Source organism: Reyranella sp., assembly GCF_052439685.1.
Lineage (GTDB): Bacteria > Pseudomonadota > Alphaproteobacteria > Reyranellales > Reyranellaceae > Reyranella.
Genome location: NZ_JBQVQG010000029.1, coordinates 45,772 through 63,126, shown reverse-complemented (window position 1 = coordinate 63,126; position 17,355 = coordinate 45,772). Strand labels below are relative to the sequence as shown.

The 17,355-nt window shown below is 66.7% G+C and carries 20 protein-coding genes; 6 read left to right on the top strand and 14 right to left on the bottom strand.

The window, feature by feature from the left end; all coding sequences use genetic code 11:
* The first annotated feature begins 277 nt into the window (after window positions 1-277).
* Window positions 278-1,156 (top strand): amidohydrolase family protein, encoded by an 879-nt coding sequence (locus ACT6UX_RS25535; protein WP_444777970.1) that lies wholly within the window; start codon window positions 278-280, stop codon window positions 1,154-1,156.
* Here the strand turns inward: ACT6UX_RS25535 and ACT6UX_RS25530 are convergent.
* Window positions 1,144-1,965 (bottom strand): class II glutamine amidotransferase, encoded by an 822-nt coding sequence (locus tag ACT6UX_RS25530; RefSeq protein WP_444777969.1) that lies wholly within the window; start codon window positions 1,963-1,965, stop codon window positions 1,144-1,146. The genes ACT6UX_RS25535 and ACT6UX_RS25530 overlap by 13 nt on opposite strands.
* Before the next feature lie 59 nt (window positions 1,966-2,024).
* Here ACT6UX_RS25530 and ACT6UX_RS25525 point away from each other — a divergent pair, with 59 nt between their 5' ends.
* Window positions 2,025-2,828, top strand: a complete 804-nt coding sequence (locus ACT6UX_RS25525) for a maleate cis-trans isomerase family protein (protein WP_444777968.1) — start codon at window positions 2,025-2,027, stop codon at window positions 2,826-2,828.
* Between the two features lie 158 nt (window positions 2,829-2,986).
* Here the strand turns inward: ACT6UX_RS25525 and ACT6UX_RS25520 are convergent, their stop codons facing one another.
* Window positions 2,987-3,958: a tripartite tricarboxylate transporter substrate binding protein gene (locus tag ACT6UX_RS25520; RefSeq protein WP_444777967.1), complete on the bottom strand. Its 972-nt coding sequence runs from the start codon at window positions 3,956-3,958 to the stop codon at window positions 2,987-2,989.
* Between the two features lie 116 nt (window positions 3,959-4,074).
* The gene (locus ACT6UX_RS25515; RefSeq protein ID WP_444777966.1) at window positions 4,075-5,085 is read right to left on the bottom strand and encodes a Tim44 domain-containing protein; all 1,011 of its coding nucleotides are present in this window, start codon (window positions 5,083-5,085) and stop codon (window positions 4,075-4,077) included.
* Between the two features lie 115 nt (window positions 5,086-5,200).
* On the opposite strand from ACT6UX_RS25515, the gene ACT6UX_RS25510 reads away from it, so the two are divergent.
* Complete coding sequence (locus ACT6UX_RS25510; RefSeq protein ID WP_444777965.1) at window positions 5,201-5,656, top strand: hypothetical protein; 456 nt, start codon at window positions 5,201-5,203, stop codon at window positions 5,654-5,656.
* Here ACT6UX_RS25510 and ACT6UX_RS25505 read toward each other — a convergent pair.
* Window positions 5,549-6,193, bottom strand: coding sequence for a hypothetical protein (locus ACT6UX_RS25505; RefSeq protein WP_444777964.1), 645 nt, complete (start codon window positions 6,191-6,193; stop codon window positions 5,549-5,551). The two genes, ACT6UX_RS25510 and ACT6UX_RS25505, sit on opposite strands and share 108 nt — an antisense overlap.
* A 25-nt stretch (window positions 6,194-6,218) precedes the next feature.
* Window positions 6,219-6,854 (bottom strand): PAQR family membrane homeostasis protein TrhA, encoded by a 636-nt coding sequence (gene trhA / locus ACT6UX_RS25500; protein WP_444777963.1) that lies wholly within the window; start codon window positions 6,852-6,854, stop codon window positions 6,219-6,221.
* An 85-nt stretch (window positions 6,855-6,939) separates the two neighbouring features.
* Here trhA and ACT6UX_RS25495 point away from each other — a divergent pair, with 85 nt between their 5' ends.
* A complete protein-coding gene (locus tag ACT6UX_RS25495) occupies window positions 6,940-7,377 on the top strand; it encodes a DUF5991 domain-containing protein (protein ID WP_444777962.1) in 438 nt (145 codons plus the stop codon).
* Between the two features lie 49 nt (window positions 7,378-7,426).
* A complete protein-coding gene (locus ACT6UX_RS25490) occupies window positions 7,427-7,840 on the top strand; it encodes a RidA family protein (protein ID WP_444777961.1) in 414 nt (137 codons plus the stop codon).
* Here the strand turns inward: ACT6UX_RS25490 and ACT6UX_RS25485 are convergent.
* From ACT6UX_RS25485 to ACT6UX_RS25450, 8 genes are all read right to left on the bottom strand, one after another.
* Window positions 7,837-8,778, bottom strand: coding sequence for a FecR family protein (locus tag ACT6UX_RS25485; protein WP_444777960.1), 942 nt, complete (start codon window positions 8,776-8,778; stop codon window positions 7,837-7,839). The genes ACT6UX_RS25490 and ACT6UX_RS25485 overlap by 4 nt on opposite strands.
* 12 nt (window positions 8,779-8,790) lie before the next feature.
* Window positions 8,791-10,122, bottom strand: a complete 1,332-nt coding sequence (locus tag ACT6UX_RS25480; RefSeq protein WP_444777959.1) for a tetratricopeptide repeat protein — start codon at window positions 10,120-10,122, stop codon at window positions 8,791-8,793.
* A 109-nt stretch (window positions 10,123-10,231) separates the two neighbouring features.
* Entirely contained in the window at window positions 10,232-11,086 is an 855-nt protein-coding gene (locus ACT6UX_RS25475) for a carbohydrate ABC transporter permease (protein ID WP_444777958.1), read from the bottom strand.
* Window positions 11,077-11,985 (bottom strand): carbohydrate ABC transporter permease, encoded by a 909-nt coding sequence (locus ACT6UX_RS25470; protein ID WP_444777957.1) that lies wholly within the window; start codon window positions 11,983-11,985, stop codon window positions 11,077-11,079. Before ACT6UX_RS25470 ends, ACT6UX_RS25475 begins: the two co-directional genes overlap by 10 nt.
* A 31-nt stretch (window positions 11,986-12,016) precedes the next feature.
* A complete protein-coding gene (locus ACT6UX_RS25465; RefSeq protein WP_444777956.1) occupies window positions 12,017-13,357 on the bottom strand; it encodes an ABC transporter substrate-binding protein in 1,341 nt (446 codons plus the stop codon).
* A gap of 181 nt (window positions 13,358-13,538) precedes the next feature.
* Window positions 13,539-14,003: a nuclear transport factor 2 family protein gene (locus ACT6UX_RS25460; RefSeq protein WP_444777955.1), complete on the bottom strand. Its 465-nt coding sequence runs from the start codon at window positions 14,001-14,003 to the stop codon at window positions 13,539-13,541.
* A 20-nt stretch (window positions 14,004-14,023) separates the two neighbouring features.
* On the bottom strand, window positions 14,024-15,241 hold the full coding sequence (locus tag ACT6UX_RS25455; RefSeq protein WP_444777954.1) for a CaiB/BaiF CoA transferase family protein: 1,218 nt from the start codon (window positions 15,239-15,241) through the stop codon (window positions 14,024-14,026).
* A 40-nt stretch (window positions 15,242-15,281) separates the two neighbouring features.
* On the bottom strand, window positions 15,282-16,316 hold the full coding sequence (locus ACT6UX_RS25450) for a fatty acid desaturase family protein (protein WP_444777953.1): 1,035 nt from the start codon (window positions 16,314-16,316) through the stop codon (window positions 15,282-15,284).
* 261 nt (window positions 16,317-16,577) lie between these two features.
* On the opposite strand from ACT6UX_RS25450, the gene ACT6UX_RS25445 reads away from it, so the two are divergent.
* Window positions 16,578-16,793 (top strand): cold-shock protein, encoded by a 216-nt coding sequence (locus tag ACT6UX_RS25445; RefSeq protein WP_444777952.1) that lies wholly within the window; start codon window positions 16,578-16,580, stop codon window positions 16,791-16,793.
* Window positions 16,794-16,929: 136 nt separating this feature from the next.
* Here ACT6UX_RS25445 and ACT6UX_RS25440 read toward each other — a convergent pair whose 3' ends face one another.
* Window positions 16,930-17,220 (bottom strand): hypothetical protein, encoded by a 291-nt coding sequence (locus ACT6UX_RS25440; RefSeq protein WP_444777951.1) that lies wholly within the window; start codon window positions 17,218-17,220, stop codon window positions 16,930-16,932.
* Window positions 17,221-17,355: the final 135 nt, after the last annotated feature.

Below are 17,355 nucleotides of genomic sequence, written 5' to 3'. Positions count from 1 at the left end.
TCACGCTAAACGCCGTCGTCAGAGATGGCACTCAATGGCAGCAGCCGCGACCCACCTGAAAACAAGACGGTTGCTCCACTTCGCGCCTTCGGCGCTTCGGTCGAGACGACGGGAAGTTCGGCATTCCGCGGCGGAGCCTGCCCCGAGGGCTTCAGAGGGGGCGCTACGGTTCGGGCGGGGTAACCCCCGCCCTGAGACGACGGAAGGGGTCCGGGCCGGTCTGAGTCTGCGGAACCGGTTGATTCTCCCCTGTCCGGAAAGTCACTAGAGTGGCCGCATGACCCCAGGCACCTCCTTCGCACGCTTCCCCCTCCCCGCCGGCAGCGCCGACTGCCACGTCCATGTCTACGGGCCCTACGACCGCTTCCCCGCCGTCTCCGGCGGCAAGTTCTCGCCGCTGCAGGCGACGCCGGTCGAGGCGCTGCTGGCGCTGTGGGACGGGATGGGCATCGCGCGCGGCGTGATCGTCCATGCGCTGGCGGCCGGGGCCGAGAACGAGGTGACGCTCGACGCGCTGCGGCGCCATCGCGACCGTCTGCGCGGCGTGGCGATCCTGAAGCCCGAGGTGAGCGAGCGCCGGCTCGACGAGCTGAGCGAGGCGGGCTTCAAGGGCGTGCGCATCAACCTGCTGCGCCAGGACGGCAAGCCGGTCTCCTCGGGCGGCATGAGCCTCGACGACCTTGTGGCGCTGGCGCCGCGCCTCGGCGCGCGCGGCTGGCATGTGCAGCTCTGGGTCGAGACCGGCGACCTGATGGAGCTGGCGCCGACCTTGGAGGCGATGCCGTTCGACTTCGTGATCGACCATATGGGCCGCACCATGGCCGACAAGGGCGTCGACTATGCCGGCTTCCGCTGGTTCTGCGAGCGGCTGAAGAGCGGCCGCTATTGGTGCAAGCTTTCGGGCGCCGACCGCAACACCCGCCAGGGCGCCGGGCCGGGTGCCGCCTACGACGACACGGCGCCGTTCATGCAGGCGCTGGTCGCCGCCAATCCCGACCGGCTGGTCTGGGGCAGCGACTGGCCGCATGTCGGCCACGCCGCCGAGGCGATCCCGCAGGAGGCGGACCTGCTGCGGCACTTCTTCCGCTGCGTCCCCGACGCGGCCGTGCGCGAGAAGATCCTCGTCGACAATCCGAAGGTTCTCTACGGGTTCTGAAGCTCGCCGCCCGCCAGCACCACGATCTCGCCCTCGGCGAGCGGGCGCCAGGGGCCGGCGGTGACGGGGACGCTGGCCAGCAGCGACAATTCCTGGGCGCCGTCGGCGGGATGCAGTGCCACGCCGGCTTCCGCTTCGTGGGCGGCGTGGGTGCCATGCTCGGCGCGATGGCGATGGCGGAACCACAGGCCCGGGCCCATCGTGCCGTCGGCCTGGCGGCGGCGATGGGCATGGCCGAACACGAACTCGCCGTCGCTGTAGAGGAAGTTGAAGGTGCCGAGCGGGCGCATCGCGGCGGCGAAGGCGGCGATCGTTTCGAGCCGCGCCCCGAGCGGCGGGACATCGTCCCGCCACAGCGGCGCCAGGCGTTCCAGCAGCAGGCAGAAGGCGCTCTCGGAATCGGTCTGGCCGACGGGGTGGAAGCGGTGCGCCGGATAGGCGGCGCGGGCCACGACCTCCTTCAGGTCACCATTGTGGGCGAACAGATGCGTGCGCCCGCCCAGCTCGCTCACGAAGGGCTGGGTGTTGGACAGGCTGTTGCCGCCCTGGGTCGCGCGGCGGATGTGCGAGACCAGCTGGCGCGTCGGCAGCGTGTGGCGCTCGATGAAGTCGAGCCACTGGCTGTGGCCGGCGGGCTCGGGCTCCTTGTAGAGCCGGACCTCGTTGCCCTCATGGAACGCCACGCCCCAGCCATCGACGTTGCCGGTGGCCGGCGCGCCATGGCCCGCGAACTTGCGCAACGAGAAGCTGGCCCGCATCGGCTTGCGGGCGGACAGGCAGAAGAGTTCGCACATGAATGAAGAGGACACTGTTTTTCAAATTCTGTCATCCTGAGCGCAGCGAAGGATCTTTACCGGAAAGGCGTCACGTGACTCACCACGACAACTGGGGCTGGCGGGCCCGCATCGGGCTGTTCATCGTCGGCAACGAGGCGGTGCCGGAGGCCGAATGGTGGGCGATGGCGCCGCCGGGCGTGTCGGTCCATGCCGCGCGGGTCACGGCGTCGACGCCGTGGGCCAAGTGGCGCGAGGACCGCAGCGGCGTCGATCTCGCCGACGATCTGGCGCGCGGCGCCAAGCAGTTCTCGGCCATGAAGCTGCAGGCCGTCGTGTTCGCCCACACGTCGAGCAGCGTCGTGGGCGGCAAGGGCTGGGACGAGGCCACCGTGGCGGCGCTGTCTTCGGTCGTGTCGAGCGGCATCGCGGGCACCGAGGCGAAGGTCACGACCAACGGGCTCGATACGCTGGCGGCGTTGCGACACTCGGGCGTGAAGCGGCCGTTCCTCGTCCTGCCGCCGTGGTTCGCCGACGGCGCGGTGGCGGCGGCGCTCCGTTACTACGGCGATCACGGACTCGCGCCGGTCGGTCACCTGCGCCTCGATCCCGGCCGCAAATGGCGGGACGTGCCGCCGCAGGATCTCTATCCACAGGGCATGGGCTTCGAGCAGGAGATCGAGCCGCTCTACGCCCAGATCCGCCGGGCCTGCCCGCCCGAGGCCGACGGCGTGCTGATCGGCGGCACGGGGTTTCGCTGCGTCGGCATCATCGAACCCCTCGAAACCGACCTCGGCCGTCCGGTGATCACCGCCAACCAGGCGAGCCTGTGGCACTGCCTGCGCATGACGGGGATCCACACGCCGGTCGAAGGCTACGGCGCGCTGTTGAGGTCTTAGCGGACCGGCGTGCGTCCACGCACCAACCTCGTCCTGAGGAGGCTGCGCAGCAGCCGTCTCGAAGGATCGGCAACAGGCGCGGTGCTCGTGCCCACCCTTCGAGACGCGGCCTTGCGGCCGTTCCTCAGGCTGAGGTTATTGGTGAGGCTGGCAGCCGCTCAAGTCGCCAGCAGGTTCAACTTCTTCAGCAGCACCCGCTCCTGCTCCATCGTCTTTGCCATCTGCGCCTGATAGGCGGGGCCGTCGAGCAGCAGCAGCGGCTGGTCCATGTTGTCGAGGAACTCGAGATGCCTGGGCTCGCCCGCCGCCTCGCGGAAGGCATCGGCGAGGACCTTGACCACGGCGGGGTCCATGCCCTTCGGGCCAATGAGACCGCCGGGACTGTCGACGGCGATTTCGAGGCCGAGTTCCTTGACCGTCGGCACCTCGGGGAAGCGCTTGGCGCGGTTGGCGGTGAAGACCGCGAGCAGGCGCAGCTTGCCGGCCATCACCAGCGGCGCCCAGCCTGAGGACTCCGAGGCGAAGTCGATCTCGCCGCCCATCAGCGCGCGCAGCGTGTCGGCGGTGCCGCGATAGGGCGCATGCGTCCAGCTGAGGCCCTGCTTCAGGCCGAGGCTCTCCATCGCCAGATGCTGGGTCGAGCCGGCACCGAGCGTTCCCCAGTTCAGCTTGCCGGGATGGGCCTTCGCATAGGCCAGCAGCTCGGGCAGCGTCTTCCACGGCGCGTCGGAGCGCACGACCACGCCCATGACGAAGCCGGTGATCTGCAGGATGTAGGTCAGGTCCTTGATCGGGTCGTATTTCAGCGAGGCGTTCAGCATCGGCTGGCGCAGCACGCTCATGTGCATCTGGCTGATCGTGTAGCCGTCGGGCTTGGCATCCTGCAGCGCCAGCGCGCCCAGCACGCCGGCGGCACCGCCCTTGTTGTCGACGATGACCGGCTGGCCCAGCTTCTTCGCCGCCGACTCGGCCAGGATGCGGAAGCCGGCATCGGCGGGACCGCCGGCGGCCCACGGGATGATGAGGCGGATCGGCTTGTCGGGAAACTTCGCCTGCGCGCGCGACGGTGCGGCGGCCAGCGGCAGCAGCGCGGCGCCCGCGAGGGCGGCCCTTCGTGTCAGGCTGGTCATGATGGTCTTTCCTTCCCTACCCCAATAACAGGCTAACCGAGCAAACACTGGGCCGCACAAACAAATCGGCCGGCTTGGGGGCCGGCCGATTCCGCATTTCAAAAGACGGGTCGCGATCAGGTCTGCTGGATCGCCGAAAGGATCCAGTTGCCGCCGCGGCTGCGCAGGAAGGTCCAGACTTCGGTGGCCTCGGTGCGGACGTTGGCATTGCCCTCGACGATGCGGCCGTCGGCGACGGTGCGCGTGACGTCGATCATGCTGAAACGCATGGCCACCGTCGCGTATTCCATCGCGCCTTCGCTCCAGGCCTCGGACAGGTCGCCCTGCTCCAGCTTGACCGCGTCGACCTTGTTCTCGACGCCGCGGCTGGCATTGGCCGCCAGCTCCTCGCTGAAGTAGCCGAGCATCTCGGGCGTCACCAGGCTGCGCAGCTTGGCGAGGTCGCCGGCGCTGTAGGCCGCCTGCACGTTGGTCAGCAGCGACTCGAACGCGTTGTAGTCGGCTTCACCGATGGCGAGCTGCTGCGTTGCGGAAGCAGCCGACGCTGCGCCCGAACCCGCACCACCCAGCATGCCGCCCATCAGGCCGTTGCGGGCCATCGAGTCGGGCGCCGGGCGCGGCGACAGCGGATTGCCACCGGCGCCGCCGGCGCCTGCGCCGGCAAAGGCCGCTGCGGGCGCGCCGTTGCGCGACTTCCACCAGCGGACGCCGAAGTAGACGATGCCGGCGATCAGGCCGAGCTGGAGCAGGAAGCCCAGCATGCCGGCCATGCTGCCGAGGCCGGCGCCGAAACCGCCGCCCATCAGCATGCCGAACAGGCCGGCGCCCAGCATGCCGCCCATCAGGCCGGTCAGGAACGGGTTGCGCTGCATGAAGCCGGGCTTGGCGCCGGCGGCGGCCGCGCCGGCCGGATTGGCCGACGGGCTCTGCTGCTGCGGCGTGGTGCTGCGCTCGACCGGCTTCGAGGTCGGCGCGGTCTGCGTCGGGGCCGGCGCCTGGCCGGACTTGCTGCCGCGGCTGCCCGCGCCGCCGCCACCACCCGCCCGCGCATCGGCCGGCGACGGGGCCAGCGACGGCACCGCAATGATCAGAGCCGCGAGGATCGCGAGCCAACGAAACTTGGTCATTTGGACATCCCTGTAGCACCGGGTTCATCCCGGCCTGTTTTGCACACGATATGTTAGGGCTCTTTGCGTGCAGTTCAAGGGCAACCGGGCCCGCGAAAGCGTCGTTTGACGAAGTATGAATATCCGCCTCATCGCCTTTGCCCTCGCCTTCTGGCCCGGCCTCGCCGCCGCCGAGGGCTGTCTCGATCAGGTGCGCGAGCTGGCCGCGACCCACAACATCGCCACCGACCCGCCCACGGCCTCGCCCGACAAGGCGTCGGGCGTCACCTCGCGCGAACTCGGCCGGTCGGGTGGCGTGATCGAGCCGCCCGCCACCTCGGACCGTTCCGTCATCGCCCCGCCCGCCACGACCGGGAGCCGCATGCCCACGATGCCGGACGTGACGCCGAAACCGGGCACCCCGCCGCCCCAGCAGGCTGCCCCAAACGCAGCCATGAAGGACAGGGCGGCCGACCGGACGGCGCTACAGGCGCTTCTGGTCGCGGCGCGCGCCGAAGCCGAGCGTGGCCAGGAGGCCAATTGCGTCGACACGCTGAAAAAGGCCCGGGAACTCCTCGAGCGCTCGAAATAGCGAGGCGATCCAGCTCACATCCTCGAGATCGATCGGCCCCAGCAGGACGAAAAGACCGATCGAGGCGACCACGACGGTTGCCGCCATCGCGACGCGCCGCGCGACGGGCGGGCGCCGAACGGGCTGCACGCGGTAGAGCGTGCGCCCGCCGCGCAGTTCGACCCTCTGGGCGACGCGCGGCCGGCGGCGCAGCTCCGGTTCGCGCGGCAAGGCGATCTGTCGGACCGAAAGCGCATCGGGCGAGCTTTTCTTCAGCCGGTCGTCGACATCCAGCTTCGGTGCGGTCGCCAGCGCCGCCAGGGGATCACGAATACGGACCTGTTCTTCGCCTCTCCAGGCGTCAGGCAACACGCGCCCCAGCCGAACCAGCGTGAACGCCAGCCAGGCGGTCGCCAGCGGCAGGCCCATCCGGAACGCAATGTGCGTCTCCGCCGTGTTCCACGCCCACACGCTCATCGAGGCGCCGGCCACGGCCATGACGAGGCCCGCGGCGAGGACGGCGACGGCGGTCAGACGGAAAAGCAGACGCGACGACATGGTGATCACGTAAACCGGTGTCGCTTCACGGCGTCAACAGCGACAGGATCGCCGCGTAGTGGATAGAAGCCGCGATGAGCACCGAGGCATGCCACAACGCCTGCTGATACGGCAGCCGGCTCGACAGATGGAAGATCGTGCCCAGCGAATAGACCACGCCGCCTGCAAGAAGCAGGGTCAGGGTCTCCCGCTCCACCGAAGCCAGCAACTCGTCGATTGCGAACAGGCCGATCCAGCCCATCAGCAGATAGAGCAGCACCGAGATCTGCTCGATGCGCCGCGGCTGCAGGAACTTCGCGGCGATGCCAAGCGCCGCCGCCGCCCACATCACCGCCGTGAGCCCGCTCGACCAGGGTTCGCGCAGCTTCAGCAGGGTGAGCGGTGTGTAGGTCCCGGCGATCATGACGAAGATCGCGGCATGATCGAGCCTGCGCAGCCACTCGCGCCGCGGACTGGCGAGGCGCAGATTATAGGCTGCCGAGCAACCGAGCATCGCCAGCAGCCCCACGACATAGACGAGGATCGGCAAGATCTGTCCCGGCTGTGGCGCGCGCGCAGCGACGATCAGGATCGCGATTGCACCGACGACTCCCAGGACGAGGCCAAGCGCATGGATCGCTGCATCGGCGCGCAGGTAACGGTCGAACTTCGGATCAGCCATGCGGGTCACGATGCGGACACCGGCCCTCTCGCGCAACCCGCGCGACGACGCGCCCGTTATCATGGGCCCGGACAAGGAGAAAGAAGTGAAGTCTGTCGTCGCCGGCCTCGCCATGGGCCTCGGACTTGCCACCTCCTCGATCGCCTTCGCGGCGGCGCCCTGGGACGGGATCTATGTCTATGAGCAGGCACTGGGACCCGGTGCCGGCGGTACGCACAACTTCGTGACCCACACGCTCACCATCGACGGACCCGAAGGCTGCCGTCTGGTGGCTCAGGGCTTCCAGACCGACGAGACCATCCGCTGCAAGGCAATGCCGGACGGCGATCGCCTGCTTGTCTCCTTCGTGAGCTTCGGCAACGGCAAGGTCGAGAACAAGTACGGCGTGAAACTCTACAGTCCCGGCCAACCGCTGTTCGCGATTTCGCAGGCGCCGAACGGTTTCGTCACCACGTGGCAGGGCTATTCCAAGGCGGCCGGCGACGGCGCCTCCAGCACCGCCTTCAAGAAGGTGGGACGCTAACAGGGCAGCGGATAGAGTGGCTCCAACCGAAACGGAGGAGACACGAGACATGTCCGACATCGCCTATACGCCGATCCTGCCCGAAGGCTGGCCACGCCCCCGCGGCTTCTCCCATGCCGTCGTCGCCACCGGCGCGCGCAGCGTCCGCATCGCCGGCCAGATCGGACGCGAGCCGGCGCAAGCGCACATTCCCGCCGACGCCGATGCCGGCATGCAATGGCACATTGCCCTCTCCAATCTCGTCACCGTGCTCAAGGCCGCAGGCGGCCAGCCGCAGCATCTCGTGGCGTTGCGCGCGTACGTGACCGACATCGCCGAATTCAACGCCGCCGGCGCAGCGGTCGGCGCCGCCTGGGGCACCACGCTCGGCCGCCACTTCCCGGCGATGACGCTGGTGCAGGTGTCGGCTCTGATCGATCCCAACGCCAAGGTGGAGATCGAGGGCGAAGCGATCCTGCCCTAAGGGCTGCGGCCTCCGGTGCCGGAGCCACCCACGCTGATGGTGCCGCTGCCCGAGCCCGGATTGGTGCCGGTTCCGCCGCCCCCGGTCTGGGAGCCGGTGGAACCGCCGGACGGGCTGGGCGCGCCGCCGATCGGACGCGAGGCGTTGTTGATCGTGATGGCCTGCGTCGCGACGAGTTGCAGATAGGCGAGCCACGGCGCCAGCTTCGACGAGGGATCGGCGTAGGGCAGTGCCTGGGCGTTGAGCGTCTTCAGCACCGACTCGATCAGCACCTTGTCGCCCGGGCCGATGACGTTGCCGGTCGTCTGGGTCTGCTCGAACAGCGCCAGATAGGCCTGCAGCGTATTGGGCGGCAGGATCACCGGTTCGAGCGGCGCGGCGCCCCCGGCCGGCACGAAAATCTGCGAGCCGTAGCGCACCGCGCGCTGCGTGCCTGCGGCGTTCGACACGGTCATGCGGTCGCCGAACAGGAAGGTCGCGGTGGTCGAGCCATCGGCCCCCACGGTCACGGTCGCGATGCCGCCGCGCACGCCGATATGGGCGCTTGGCGTACGGATGATGACGTCGCCCTTCTTGCTGATCGCGCCGCCGACGAAACGCAAGGCTCCCTTGGTCGCGTTGACCACCAGCTCGCCGACGTTGCGGTTGGCATCGAAGACGAACTTGTCGATCACGAGTTCGCTGTTTGCGCCGACCGTCAGGCCGGAGCCGTCGAGGAAGACGAGGTGCGCGCGATCTGCCGATCCCGTGACCACGCGCTCGTTGCCGAACACGTCGATGCCGACGCGGAGGGTTCGGGTGGGCAGCGAGGGTGGCGTACCCCGCGGGTCGCCGCTCGCCGCCGAGGTGACGCCCACCTGCTGCGCCGGGGCCACCGACGGGAGCGCCAGAGGGAACACGACCGACAGAAAGATCGCGCATGATTTCCGCAAGGTCATCGTAACGCTCCCTCAGAACCGCCAGCCGAGGCCCAGAAGGCTGCTGAACGAATTGAAGCTGTAGTTGTTGATTGAGGCGGAACGTTGAAAATAGGTGGTCTGGGCCACCACGGTCAGGCGATCGTCGAGCGGGACCGACAGCAGCAACCCCAGATTGACGTCGGTCTGGGTTCGCACCGTGCCCGGCTGGATGAACGGGTCGGGCTGGTCGTAGGTCGCGAACGCCAGTGCGGCATTGCCGGCGAGAGTCCACTTGCGGCCGTTGATGCCGGCGGGATCCTCGAAGCGCCAGGTCAGCGCCCCGCCAAATCCCGCTTCGCCGTAGCTCTGGAAACCGGTCATCGCGATGTAGCGCGTATAGTTGCCGCCCAAAGAGGCTTCCACGCTGTGCGTCAGGTCGGCACGGATGTTCGCGGCCACCGTGGCATTGTTGCCCGAGTTCTGGGAATTGAAGGGCACGGCGGCGTTGTCGACGAAGTCCCGCCGCTGGCCCAGGACGACGGCACCCGCCCTCACCTTGTCGGCCAGCGGGACGGAGGCTTCCAGCCCGGCGCCCCACGCCCAGTAGGTCGGCAGGTTACCCACCGTGATGTAGCGGCCGCTGACGAAGGGCTTGAGTTGCACGCCACTCAGGGGACCGTCGATCAGCTCCATGCGAGGACCGACGCCGAGGTCGATCAGCATCACGTCGGCATTGGTCACCTGGAACTGCTTGGCCGTGTAGAACGAGAAATCGGTCTCGAGGGTGCCGCTGTCCTGACGCCCGAAATCGTAGCGGTGACTGAGCGACGCGGCACCGACGAAGGCGAAGTCACCCTGACGCTGGAAGGTGGGGTTGGGCACGACCGTCGCGCCGTAGGATTGCAATGTGCCGGTAGGAAGGCTGGCCGGATTGTCGGAATAGCGGATGCCCGCCACGAACTCGCCCGTCAGCCGCGACGTGCCCCAGCGCCTGTCGATGTCGCGGATGAACTCCGACGAGCGCTCGGCGACTTCCTTGCTTGTCTTCCCCGAAGCGCGCGCCTGCTCGAAATAGGTCCGCGCCGCATCGTAGGACTTGAGCTTGTAGTAGAGGACGCCCAACTCGAACTTCACCCGCGGCTGGTCGGCATCGAGGACCAGAAAGCGCTCGTAGGCGGTGATCGCGCCCTCGTAATCCTCGGCCGCGGCAGCGGCCTGCGCATACTTCAGCAGGACTTCCGCATTGTCGGGCTGGCGCAGCGTCTCCTCGAAGGCCACGCGGTAGGAGGCACGCTTCGCGTCGGTAACCTGCGCAAATGACGGAGACGAGATGGCAAGCGTCGCCAACAGGAACGACGCAAATGCAGGGCGGCGCGTCGACAATGGCGATACTCCCCGAACTGTCCCTCTTCCCCATTGCATTGTGGACGGCAGAATGGTCCACGGAAAGCCCGCAAGGCGCTGTTTGTGCGGGACGAACGCCCAGACCGCGCTACTTCACGCCGCCGGCCGACAGGCCCTGCACGATCTCCTTCTGGATGATGATCGTCAGCACGATGACCGGCAGCATCACAATGATGGCCGCCGCGGCCAGCGGTCCCCAGGCGAAGCTTTCGAAGGTCAGCATGTTGTAGACCGCGACCGGCATCGTGCGCGTGGTCCGGCCGGCAAAGACCGCGCCAAAGATGAAATTGTTCCACGAGGAGATGAAGGCCAGGATCGCGCCGACCACGATTCCTGGCCTCGCCAGCGGCAGCGCGACGTAGCGGAAGGCCTGCCACAGCGTGGCCCCATCGATGCGGGCCGCCTCCTCGAGCTCGTGCGGCTGCGTTTCGAAGAAGCCGATCATGATCCAGACCACGATCGGCAGGGTGATCACCATGTGGGTGAGCGCGATCGGCCAGATCGTGCCGATCAGGCCCAGCACCTGGAACAGCGTGAAGAGCGGGATCAGGTAGGACAGGCCCGGCGTCATGCGGCTGAGCAGCAACACCGCCGCCATCTTGTGCGCGCGTGCCTTGGCGATGCCGTAGCCCGCCGGCACGCCCAGCAGCAGGGCGACCAGGGTCGCCGAGCCCGTGACCTGCACCGAGTTCCAGAAGTAGAGGAACATCGGGCTTTCCTCGAACACCTTGGCGAAGTTCTCGAGGGTCGGTTCGGTCGGCCAGAAGACCGGCGGCCAGGCCGTGTTGTCGATGTCGTATTTGAGCGACAGCGACAGCATCCAGAAGAACACGAAGAGGCACGGCGCCAGCAGCACCGCGACCGAGACCGCGAGCGCCGCCTTGTCGACCGCCCTACGGATCCTGCGCTTGGTGTGGAGGGAAATGGCCATCGTCAGTTCCATTTGGCCTTCTGGCGCGCCCACAGCAGCACCAGGGAGAGGGCGACGATGATGGCGAAGAACACCACGACGACGGCGGATGCGGTGCCGACCTGGTTGTAGGCGAAGGCCTGGGCATAGAGGTAGACGTTGAGCACCTCCGACGATGTGCCCGGCCCGCCGTTGGAAATCACCCAGATCGTCTCGAAGACCTTCAGCGCGTCGATGGTGCGCATGATCAGCGCGACGACCAGGAACGGCAGGACCAGCGGATAGGTGATCTTCCAGAACATCTGCCACTGGCTGGCGCCGTCGATCAGCGCGGCTTCGTAGGGCTCGGTCGGCAGTGAGGCGAGGCCCCCCAGCACGATGATCATGACGAATGGCGTCCACAGCCAGATCTCGACCAGGATCAGGCTCGGGATCACCGTGTTCGGCGAATAGACCCATTCCGACGGTGGCAGGCCGACGAGGCTGAGGAAATAGTTCAGCACGCCGAGCTGCGGATGGAACATCATGGTCCAGATCAGCGACACGGCCACCGGAGTCGCCATCATCGGCATGATGAACAGGGTGCGGAAGAAGCCGCGCCCCCGGAACTTCTTGTGGAACACCAGGGCCGAGATCGTGCCCAGCACCATCGGCAGGGCGACCGCCAGGATAGTGAAGTAGATCGTGTGCCCGATCGATTCGAGGAAGCGCCGGTTGGTCGCCAGCGCCACGTAGTTGTCGAGACCGATGAAGACCTGCTTGCTGCCGATGTGCCAGTCGTTGAGGCTCATCCAGATCGTGAATATCCACGGGAAAATGATCACCGCGGAACTGACGATCAGGGCCGGCCATATGAACAGCAGGTAGGGACGCAGGCGTCGTTCACCCGCCGCCCGCGTCCCTGCCGCTATCGTTACGTCTGCGCCCGCCATACGCTACGCCCGTCCCGCTCGCGTTTTCCGGTCAGCTCGCCTCGCTCTTGTCGAGGACCGGCTTGAACTCGGCGGTGGCGCGCTTCATCTCGGTCGCCGCGTCAGCGCCGCCCAGCAGGTTGGTCAGCGCGGTGCCGATGACGTCGCGGAACTCGGTCACCGGCACGATCACCGGCAGGCCCGGCATGCTGATCGGCGCGCAGCCGGCCGCGCAGTCCGCCCATTCGCGCGGAACGGTGAGCGTCGAGAGAACCGCAGGGTCCTTCAGCGGCGCCGTACGGAACGGAATGCCGCCGCCGACCTGCAGCATGCGGCCGGCCATCTTCGGGCCGGTCATCCACAGCATCGTGTAGTAGGCGGCTTCCTTGTGAGCGGCGTTCTTCGGAATCGCCATGCCAGTGCCGAAGGTCACCGAACCATGACCCTTGGGCCCGCTCGGCGGCACACCATAGCCCACCTTGCCGACGACGCGGCTCTTGGTCTTGTCCTCGACGGGCGCGGCGAAGCCGGTGGCGTCGATCCACATTGCGGCCTTGCCCTGCATGAACAGGCCCTGCGCCTCGTTCCAGTTGAAACCGGCGATGCCTGCCGGCCCGTAGGAGGAGAGCAGTTTCTTGTAGTATTCCGCGGAGGCGATGGCGTCGGGCGTGTCCGTGATGAGGCGCAGGGGCTTGCCCGTCACCGTCTCCTGGCCCCAGCCGGAGAGGAGCTGCGTCCACAACACGACGTTGGCGTTCCGCACGCCGCGGCCGACAAAGCCGGAGATGCCGGCCGACGGATCGTTGAGCGCGGCCGCGGCGGCCATCATCTCGTCGAGCGTCTTGGGGAAGGCCACGCCCTTCTTGGCGAACAGCTCCTTGTTGTAATAGACCATGAAGTAGTCGCAGAGGATCGGCAGCGCATTGACTTTGCCGTCCGACGTGGTCGCGAAGCTCATACCGAGCTTGGAAACGTCGCCGAGCTCGTACTCGGCCGGCATCATCTGTGGATCCTTGAGCCAATCCGTGATCTCGAGCAGCCAGCCGGCCTTCTCGAACTGGCGCTTCTGGACATGGAAGGCGAAGTTGAACAGGTCGAAGCTCGGCTTGCCGGAGTTCAGCTCGATCGCCACCTTCTGCCGGGCCTGCTGCTCGGGAATGACCTCGATGCCGAGCTTGATGCCGGTCTGGTCGAGAAACTCCTTCTGGTATTTCTTCATGAGATCGGCGCGCGGGCCGGTCTCCATCAGCACCTCGACCGTCTGGCCCTTGAAGCGCTGCCAGTTGAAGGCGCCGCTCTGCGCGTAGGCAGTGACGGTGTTGAGCATCGGGGCGGCAAGACCACCCAAGGCAACGCCCTGCAACGCACGACGACGCGTGATCGAACGAACCATGCTGTTTCCTCCAGACGCTTTTCAGTCGCGGGCTTTTACCCTGCGTTGAGCGAAGCCTAGAGGAACACGCGCGCGGCGTCATCGGGAGAAAAGCGCTGGTGTGACCTGCGGCGACGCACTTCAGGAGTCGTGCGATTGCGGCAGGGCTGCTCTTCGCGGCCGCAGCATCAACAGGATCAGATCAGAAGCCGAGCGCGTTGAGCCCCGGGTGATCGTCGGGCCGGCGGCCGAGCGGCCAATGGAACTTGCGGTCCGCGCCGGCGATCGGATGCTCGTTGATGCTGGCGATTCGGCGCCGCATCAGCCCATTGGCATCGAACTCCCAGTTCTCGTTGCCATAGGCCCGAAACCAGGTGCCGCTGTCGTCGTGGAACTCGTAGGCGAAGCGCACGGCGATCCGGTTTCCCGCGAAGGTCCAGAGTTCCTTGATCAGACGATAGTCGAGTTCGCGCGCCCACTTGCGCTTGAGGAAGGCTTCTATGGCTTCTCGGCCCTGGAGGAACTCGGCGCGATTGCGCCACTGGCTGTCCGGCGTATAGGCGAGCGCGACCTTGGCCGGATCGCGGCCGTTCCAGCCATCCTCGGCGAGACGAACCTTCTCGATCGCGCTCTGCTCGGTGAAAGGCGGCAAAGGCGGACGGGACATGGCAGGCCTCCTCCCTCGTATCAGATGATCTTGCGCGCACGCAGGTCGGCCAGGTCGGCCGCCCCATAGCCCAGTTCGCCCAGCACCGCGTCGTTGTGTTCGCCGAGTTCCGGCGCGATGCCGGGCCTCGCCGGCGTCTCGGAGAACTTCCACGGCGTGCCGTGCACCTTCTGCTTCTTGCCGAGCTTTGGATACTCGACCTCAGTGACGTAGCCGTTGGCCATCACGTCGGGATCATTCGACGCTTCGAGGAGCGTATTGATCGGCGCTGAGACGATGTCCGCGGCGCGCAGTCGTGCGACCCAGTCCTCGCGCGGACCCGTGGCGAAGAGGCCGTTGAGCACGCCCAGCAGTTCGGTGCGCTTGGCGTCGTTGTCAATGATCACCCCGAGATCGGCGAAGCCCGCCTTTTCCAGATGCTCGTGGAAACCGAGCGATGACATCGCGTCCTTCCAATCCTCCGGGCCGGTGATCTGGAAGACCAATGGCTTGCCGTCCCGATCGTCGAAGCTCGCGCTGATGCCCGGCCGCTCGCGCGTGCCGGTGACGCGGGCCTGCCCTGTGACCGGATTGCGGTCGCGCCACATCGCGGTCTGCAAGGTCCAGCCCATCAGCCGGATCTGCCCGCCCAGCAACGACAGATCGATCTTCTGGCCGACGCCGGTGGTGCGGGCATGTGTGAGTGCCGCCAGCGCGCCACCGAAAGCCAGAATGGCGCACGTCTCGTCGGCCACCGACACGACACCGGTCTTCATCTTCTGCCCTCCCGAGGAATAGGCCTCGGCGATGCCGCCCAGCGCCTGTGCCATCGAATCCGTCCCCGGCAGGTGGGCGTGCGGACCGTCGGGGCCGTAGCCCGAGATCGAAACGTAGACGAGCTTCGGATTGACCTTGCGCAGCGCCTCCCAGCCAAAGCCGTTCTTCTCGGCGGCGCCGGGGCGGAAGTTCTGGCCAAAGATGTCGGCCTTCGCGACGAGCTTGCGCAGAATCTCGCGCCCCTCTTCGCTCTTGAGGTTCAAGGTCACGCTTTTCACGCCGCGATTGTTGGCCTCGAAGAAGGTGCTGCCCATGCCCGGCAGCACGGTCATGCGACGTGACGGGTCGCCACCTTGTGGAGATTCGATCTTGATCACGTCGGCGCCGAGATCGGCCATCAGCATCCAGGGTACCGTACCGGCCTGCGCCGTCGAGCAGGAGACGACCTTGACGCCCTGAAGCGGGCCGTGGGGAACAGACATCGACAGGGCTCCTCTGTGAGGGCCCCACGCTAGAGCAAGATCAGGCGGGCGTCTCCAGTCGCGCCACGTCGCAGAAGCGAACGAGGCGGCTGGATGTTTCGTCCCACAACGTGAGCCGCGGCGCAGCGAGGCCTGCACGCAGGCCGAGAGGCGAAACGGCGCGCACCTTCTGGGCGGCTTCGTGAGCCTGCGGCAGCCGATAGTTCGGAATGCGCTGGTTGAGATGATGAACGTGATGGAAGCCGATATTGCCGGTGAACCAACGCAGGACAAGTGGCAGATCGAACCAGGACGAACCGTCCATCGCGGCATCGACATAGCGCCAGGCACCGCGACCGCTCCACTGAGCGCCCGGAAAGCGATGCTGCAAGGTGAACAGCCAGACGCCGAGGATCGACGCCACGACCATGATCGACAAATGCACCAGCAGCACATCGCGCCAGCCCAGCAGGAGAACAAGCGTCGCGAACAAGGCCACGAGGCTCGCGTTGGTGAATAGGACCGAGCGGCGCTCCCTTACCCACGCGCGCGGCGTGTCGAACGGAACGCGGTAGAGCAACACGAAGACCAGCGGCGGCAGCAGGAAGTTGGCGATCAGCGGATGACGGACGAGGCGGTGGGCGAATCTCCGGCGAGGCGACAAAGCGAGATAGGCGCGCACGGTGAGGCACGATGAATAGATATCGCTGCCGCGGTCGCCGCGATCGAGATTGTTCCATTCGGCATGATGCTGCGCGTGCTGGCGTCGCCAGTTCGCGAAGGGCGTGAAGGTGCACAGGCTGCAGAGCCGTCCGACGATCGTGTTGGCGCGGCGTGAGGCGAAGAACGAGCCGTGCCCGCAATCGTGCTGAACGATGAACACGCGCACCATGAACGCGCCCGTCGGCATGGCGAGGGCAAGCACGAGCCACGGAGAAATGCCGCACGCAACGTACATGGCCGTGCAACCCGCGAGGAACGGTCCGAACGACGTCGCGAGTTGCAGGAGGCTTCGCCTCCCGGAAGGGCGGGCAAACGAGGCGGCGGCAGCACGCAACTCGGAATCGATGGGATCGGGGGTAGAACGAGGCTCCATGAGCACCTCCGTCCTTCGCCACGATGCAAGGACCAGCTGTATTTGGCCCTTGATAGTGTCGGAACAAGGGACCATATGAAGCTCGTCGATACACGGACATCTGATTTGGTCCGCGCCCGCTGGCATCGTTCAGCGGCCCCGCTCCACGACACTTGATCCCGAAAGCCAGTGCAATTTCGACGGGCTCCAGCGCGCTTCCGTTTGTTCAAACACGGAACGAGCGTAGGGGCTCGCATATCCAAAATAGAAAAGGGGTCTCCCATGACGACGACGGGAACCGTGAAGTGGTTCAATATTCAGAAGGGCTTCGGCTTCATTCAGCCGGACAATGGCGGCAGCGATGCCTTCGTACACATCAGCGCGGTCGAACGCGCTGGCATGAGCATGCTGAGCGAGGGTCAGAAGCTCGAGTTCGAGCTGGTCGCCGATCGCAAGAGCGGCAAGATGGCGGCAGAGAATCTCAAGGCCGCCGCCTGATCACTGGTCGCCGGTAACGGCGACCGCCTTCCTTCCTGCGCGCTACCACGGATGTACTGGGGCGCGGAGCTGGAATGGCAACGTGATACGGCCCCGTTCCTGAGAAGGGACGGGGCCTTTCGCGTTCACAGGCGCGTCAGCCCGGCTTGAAAACCTTGTCCATCGCGGACATCAGGTCCTTGGGGCCCCTGTCCATCATCATTGCCTTCGGCAACTCGTCGAAGCGCTCCCGGCCTCGCGCCGTGAGACAGGGACCGTCCTTTCCATCCTGGATCAGGCCCAGTTTGCGCAGCCGGGTCAGATCCTCGGCACGCATGGCGCGCACGGTGGACTGGCCGAAGGCCACGCGCCGGAGAGTGACCTCTTCGTCGGGCGTGAGTAGCGTGGCGGTCGGACGGGGAGTGTCAGCTTTTCGTTGTACGGTCATGTCGCATCCTTGCATTGCACTTCGATGCATCTCCAGATGCTTCGGAATCAGGAGGCGCCGACGCAGACGTCGCCGATATCCTGCTTTAAATGGGCGTTTAGCGGCGCGGCGGCAAGCGCTCATTCCCAGCAAAGG

What these genes read in the sequence shown, in the direction of transcription:
- ACT6UX_RS25535 (WP_444777970.1), top strand. Translation starts at nt 278, where the DNA reads ATGACCCCAGGCACCTCCTTCGCACGCTTCCCCCTCCCCGCCGGCAGC.
- ACT6UX_RS25520 (WP_444777967.1), bottom strand. Translation starts at nt 3,958, where the DNA reads ATGACCAGCCTGACACGAAGGGCCGCCCTCGCGGGCGCCGCGCTGCTG.
- ACT6UX_RS25515 (WP_444777966.1), bottom strand. Translation starts at nt 5,085, where the DNA reads ATGACCAAGTTTCGTTGGCTCGCGATCCTCGCGGCTCTGATCATTGCG.
- ACT6UX_RS25510 (WP_444777965.1), top strand. Translation starts at nt 5,201, where the DNA reads ATGAATATCCGCCTCATCGCCTTTGCCCTCGCCTTCTGGCCCGGCCTC.
- ACT6UX_RS25505 (WP_444777964.1), bottom strand. Translation starts at nt 6,193, where the DNA reads ATGTCGTCGCGTCTGCTTTTCCGTCTGACCGCCGTCGCCGTCCTCGCC.
- trhA (WP_444777963.1), bottom strand. Translation starts at nt 6,854, where the DNA reads ATGGCTGATCCGAAGTTCGACCGTTACCTGCGCGCCGATGCAGCGATC.
- ACT6UX_RS25490 (WP_444777961.1), top strand. Translation starts at nt 7,427, where the DNA reads ATGTCCGACATCGCCTATACGCCGATCCTGCCCGAAGGCTGGCCACGC.
- ACT6UX_RS25485 (WP_444777960.1), bottom strand. Translation starts at nt 8,778, where the DNA reads ATGACCTTGCGGAAATCATGCGCGATCTTTCTGTCGGTCGTGTTCCCT.
- ACT6UX_RS25475 (WP_444777958.1), bottom strand. Translation starts at nt 11,086, where the DNA reads ATGGAACTGACGATGGCCATTTCCCTCCACACCAAGCGCAGGATCCGT.
- ACT6UX_RS25470 (WP_444777957.1), bottom strand. Translation starts at nt 11,985, where the DNA reads ATGGCGGGCGCAGACGTAACGATAGCGGCAGGGACGCGGGCGGCGGGT.
- ACT6UX_RS25465 (WP_444777956.1), bottom strand. Translation starts at nt 13,357, where the DNA reads ATGGTTCGTTCGATCACGCGTCGTCGTGCGTTGCAGGGCGTTGCCTTG.
- ACT6UX_RS25460 (WP_444777955.1), bottom strand. Translation starts at nt 14,003, where the DNA reads ATGTCCCGTCCGCCTTTGCCGCCTTTCACCGAGCAGAGCGCGATCGAG.
- ACT6UX_RS25455 (WP_444777954.1), bottom strand. Translation starts at nt 15,241, where the DNA reads ATGTCTGTTCCCCACGGCCCGCTTCAGGGCGTCAAGGTCGTCTCCTGC.
- ACT6UX_RS25450 (WP_444777953.1), bottom strand. Translation starts at nt 16,316, where the DNA reads ATGGAGCCTCGTTCTACCCCCGATCCCATCGATTCCGAGTTGCGTGCT.
- ACT6UX_RS25445 (WP_444777952.1), top strand. Translation starts at nt 16,578, where the DNA reads ATGACGACGACGGGAACCGTGAAGTGGTTCAATATTCAGAAGGGCTTC.
- ACT6UX_RS25440 (WP_444777951.1), bottom strand. Translation starts at nt 17,220, where the DNA reads ATGACCGTACAACGAAAAGCTGACACTCCCCGTCCGACCGCCACGCTA.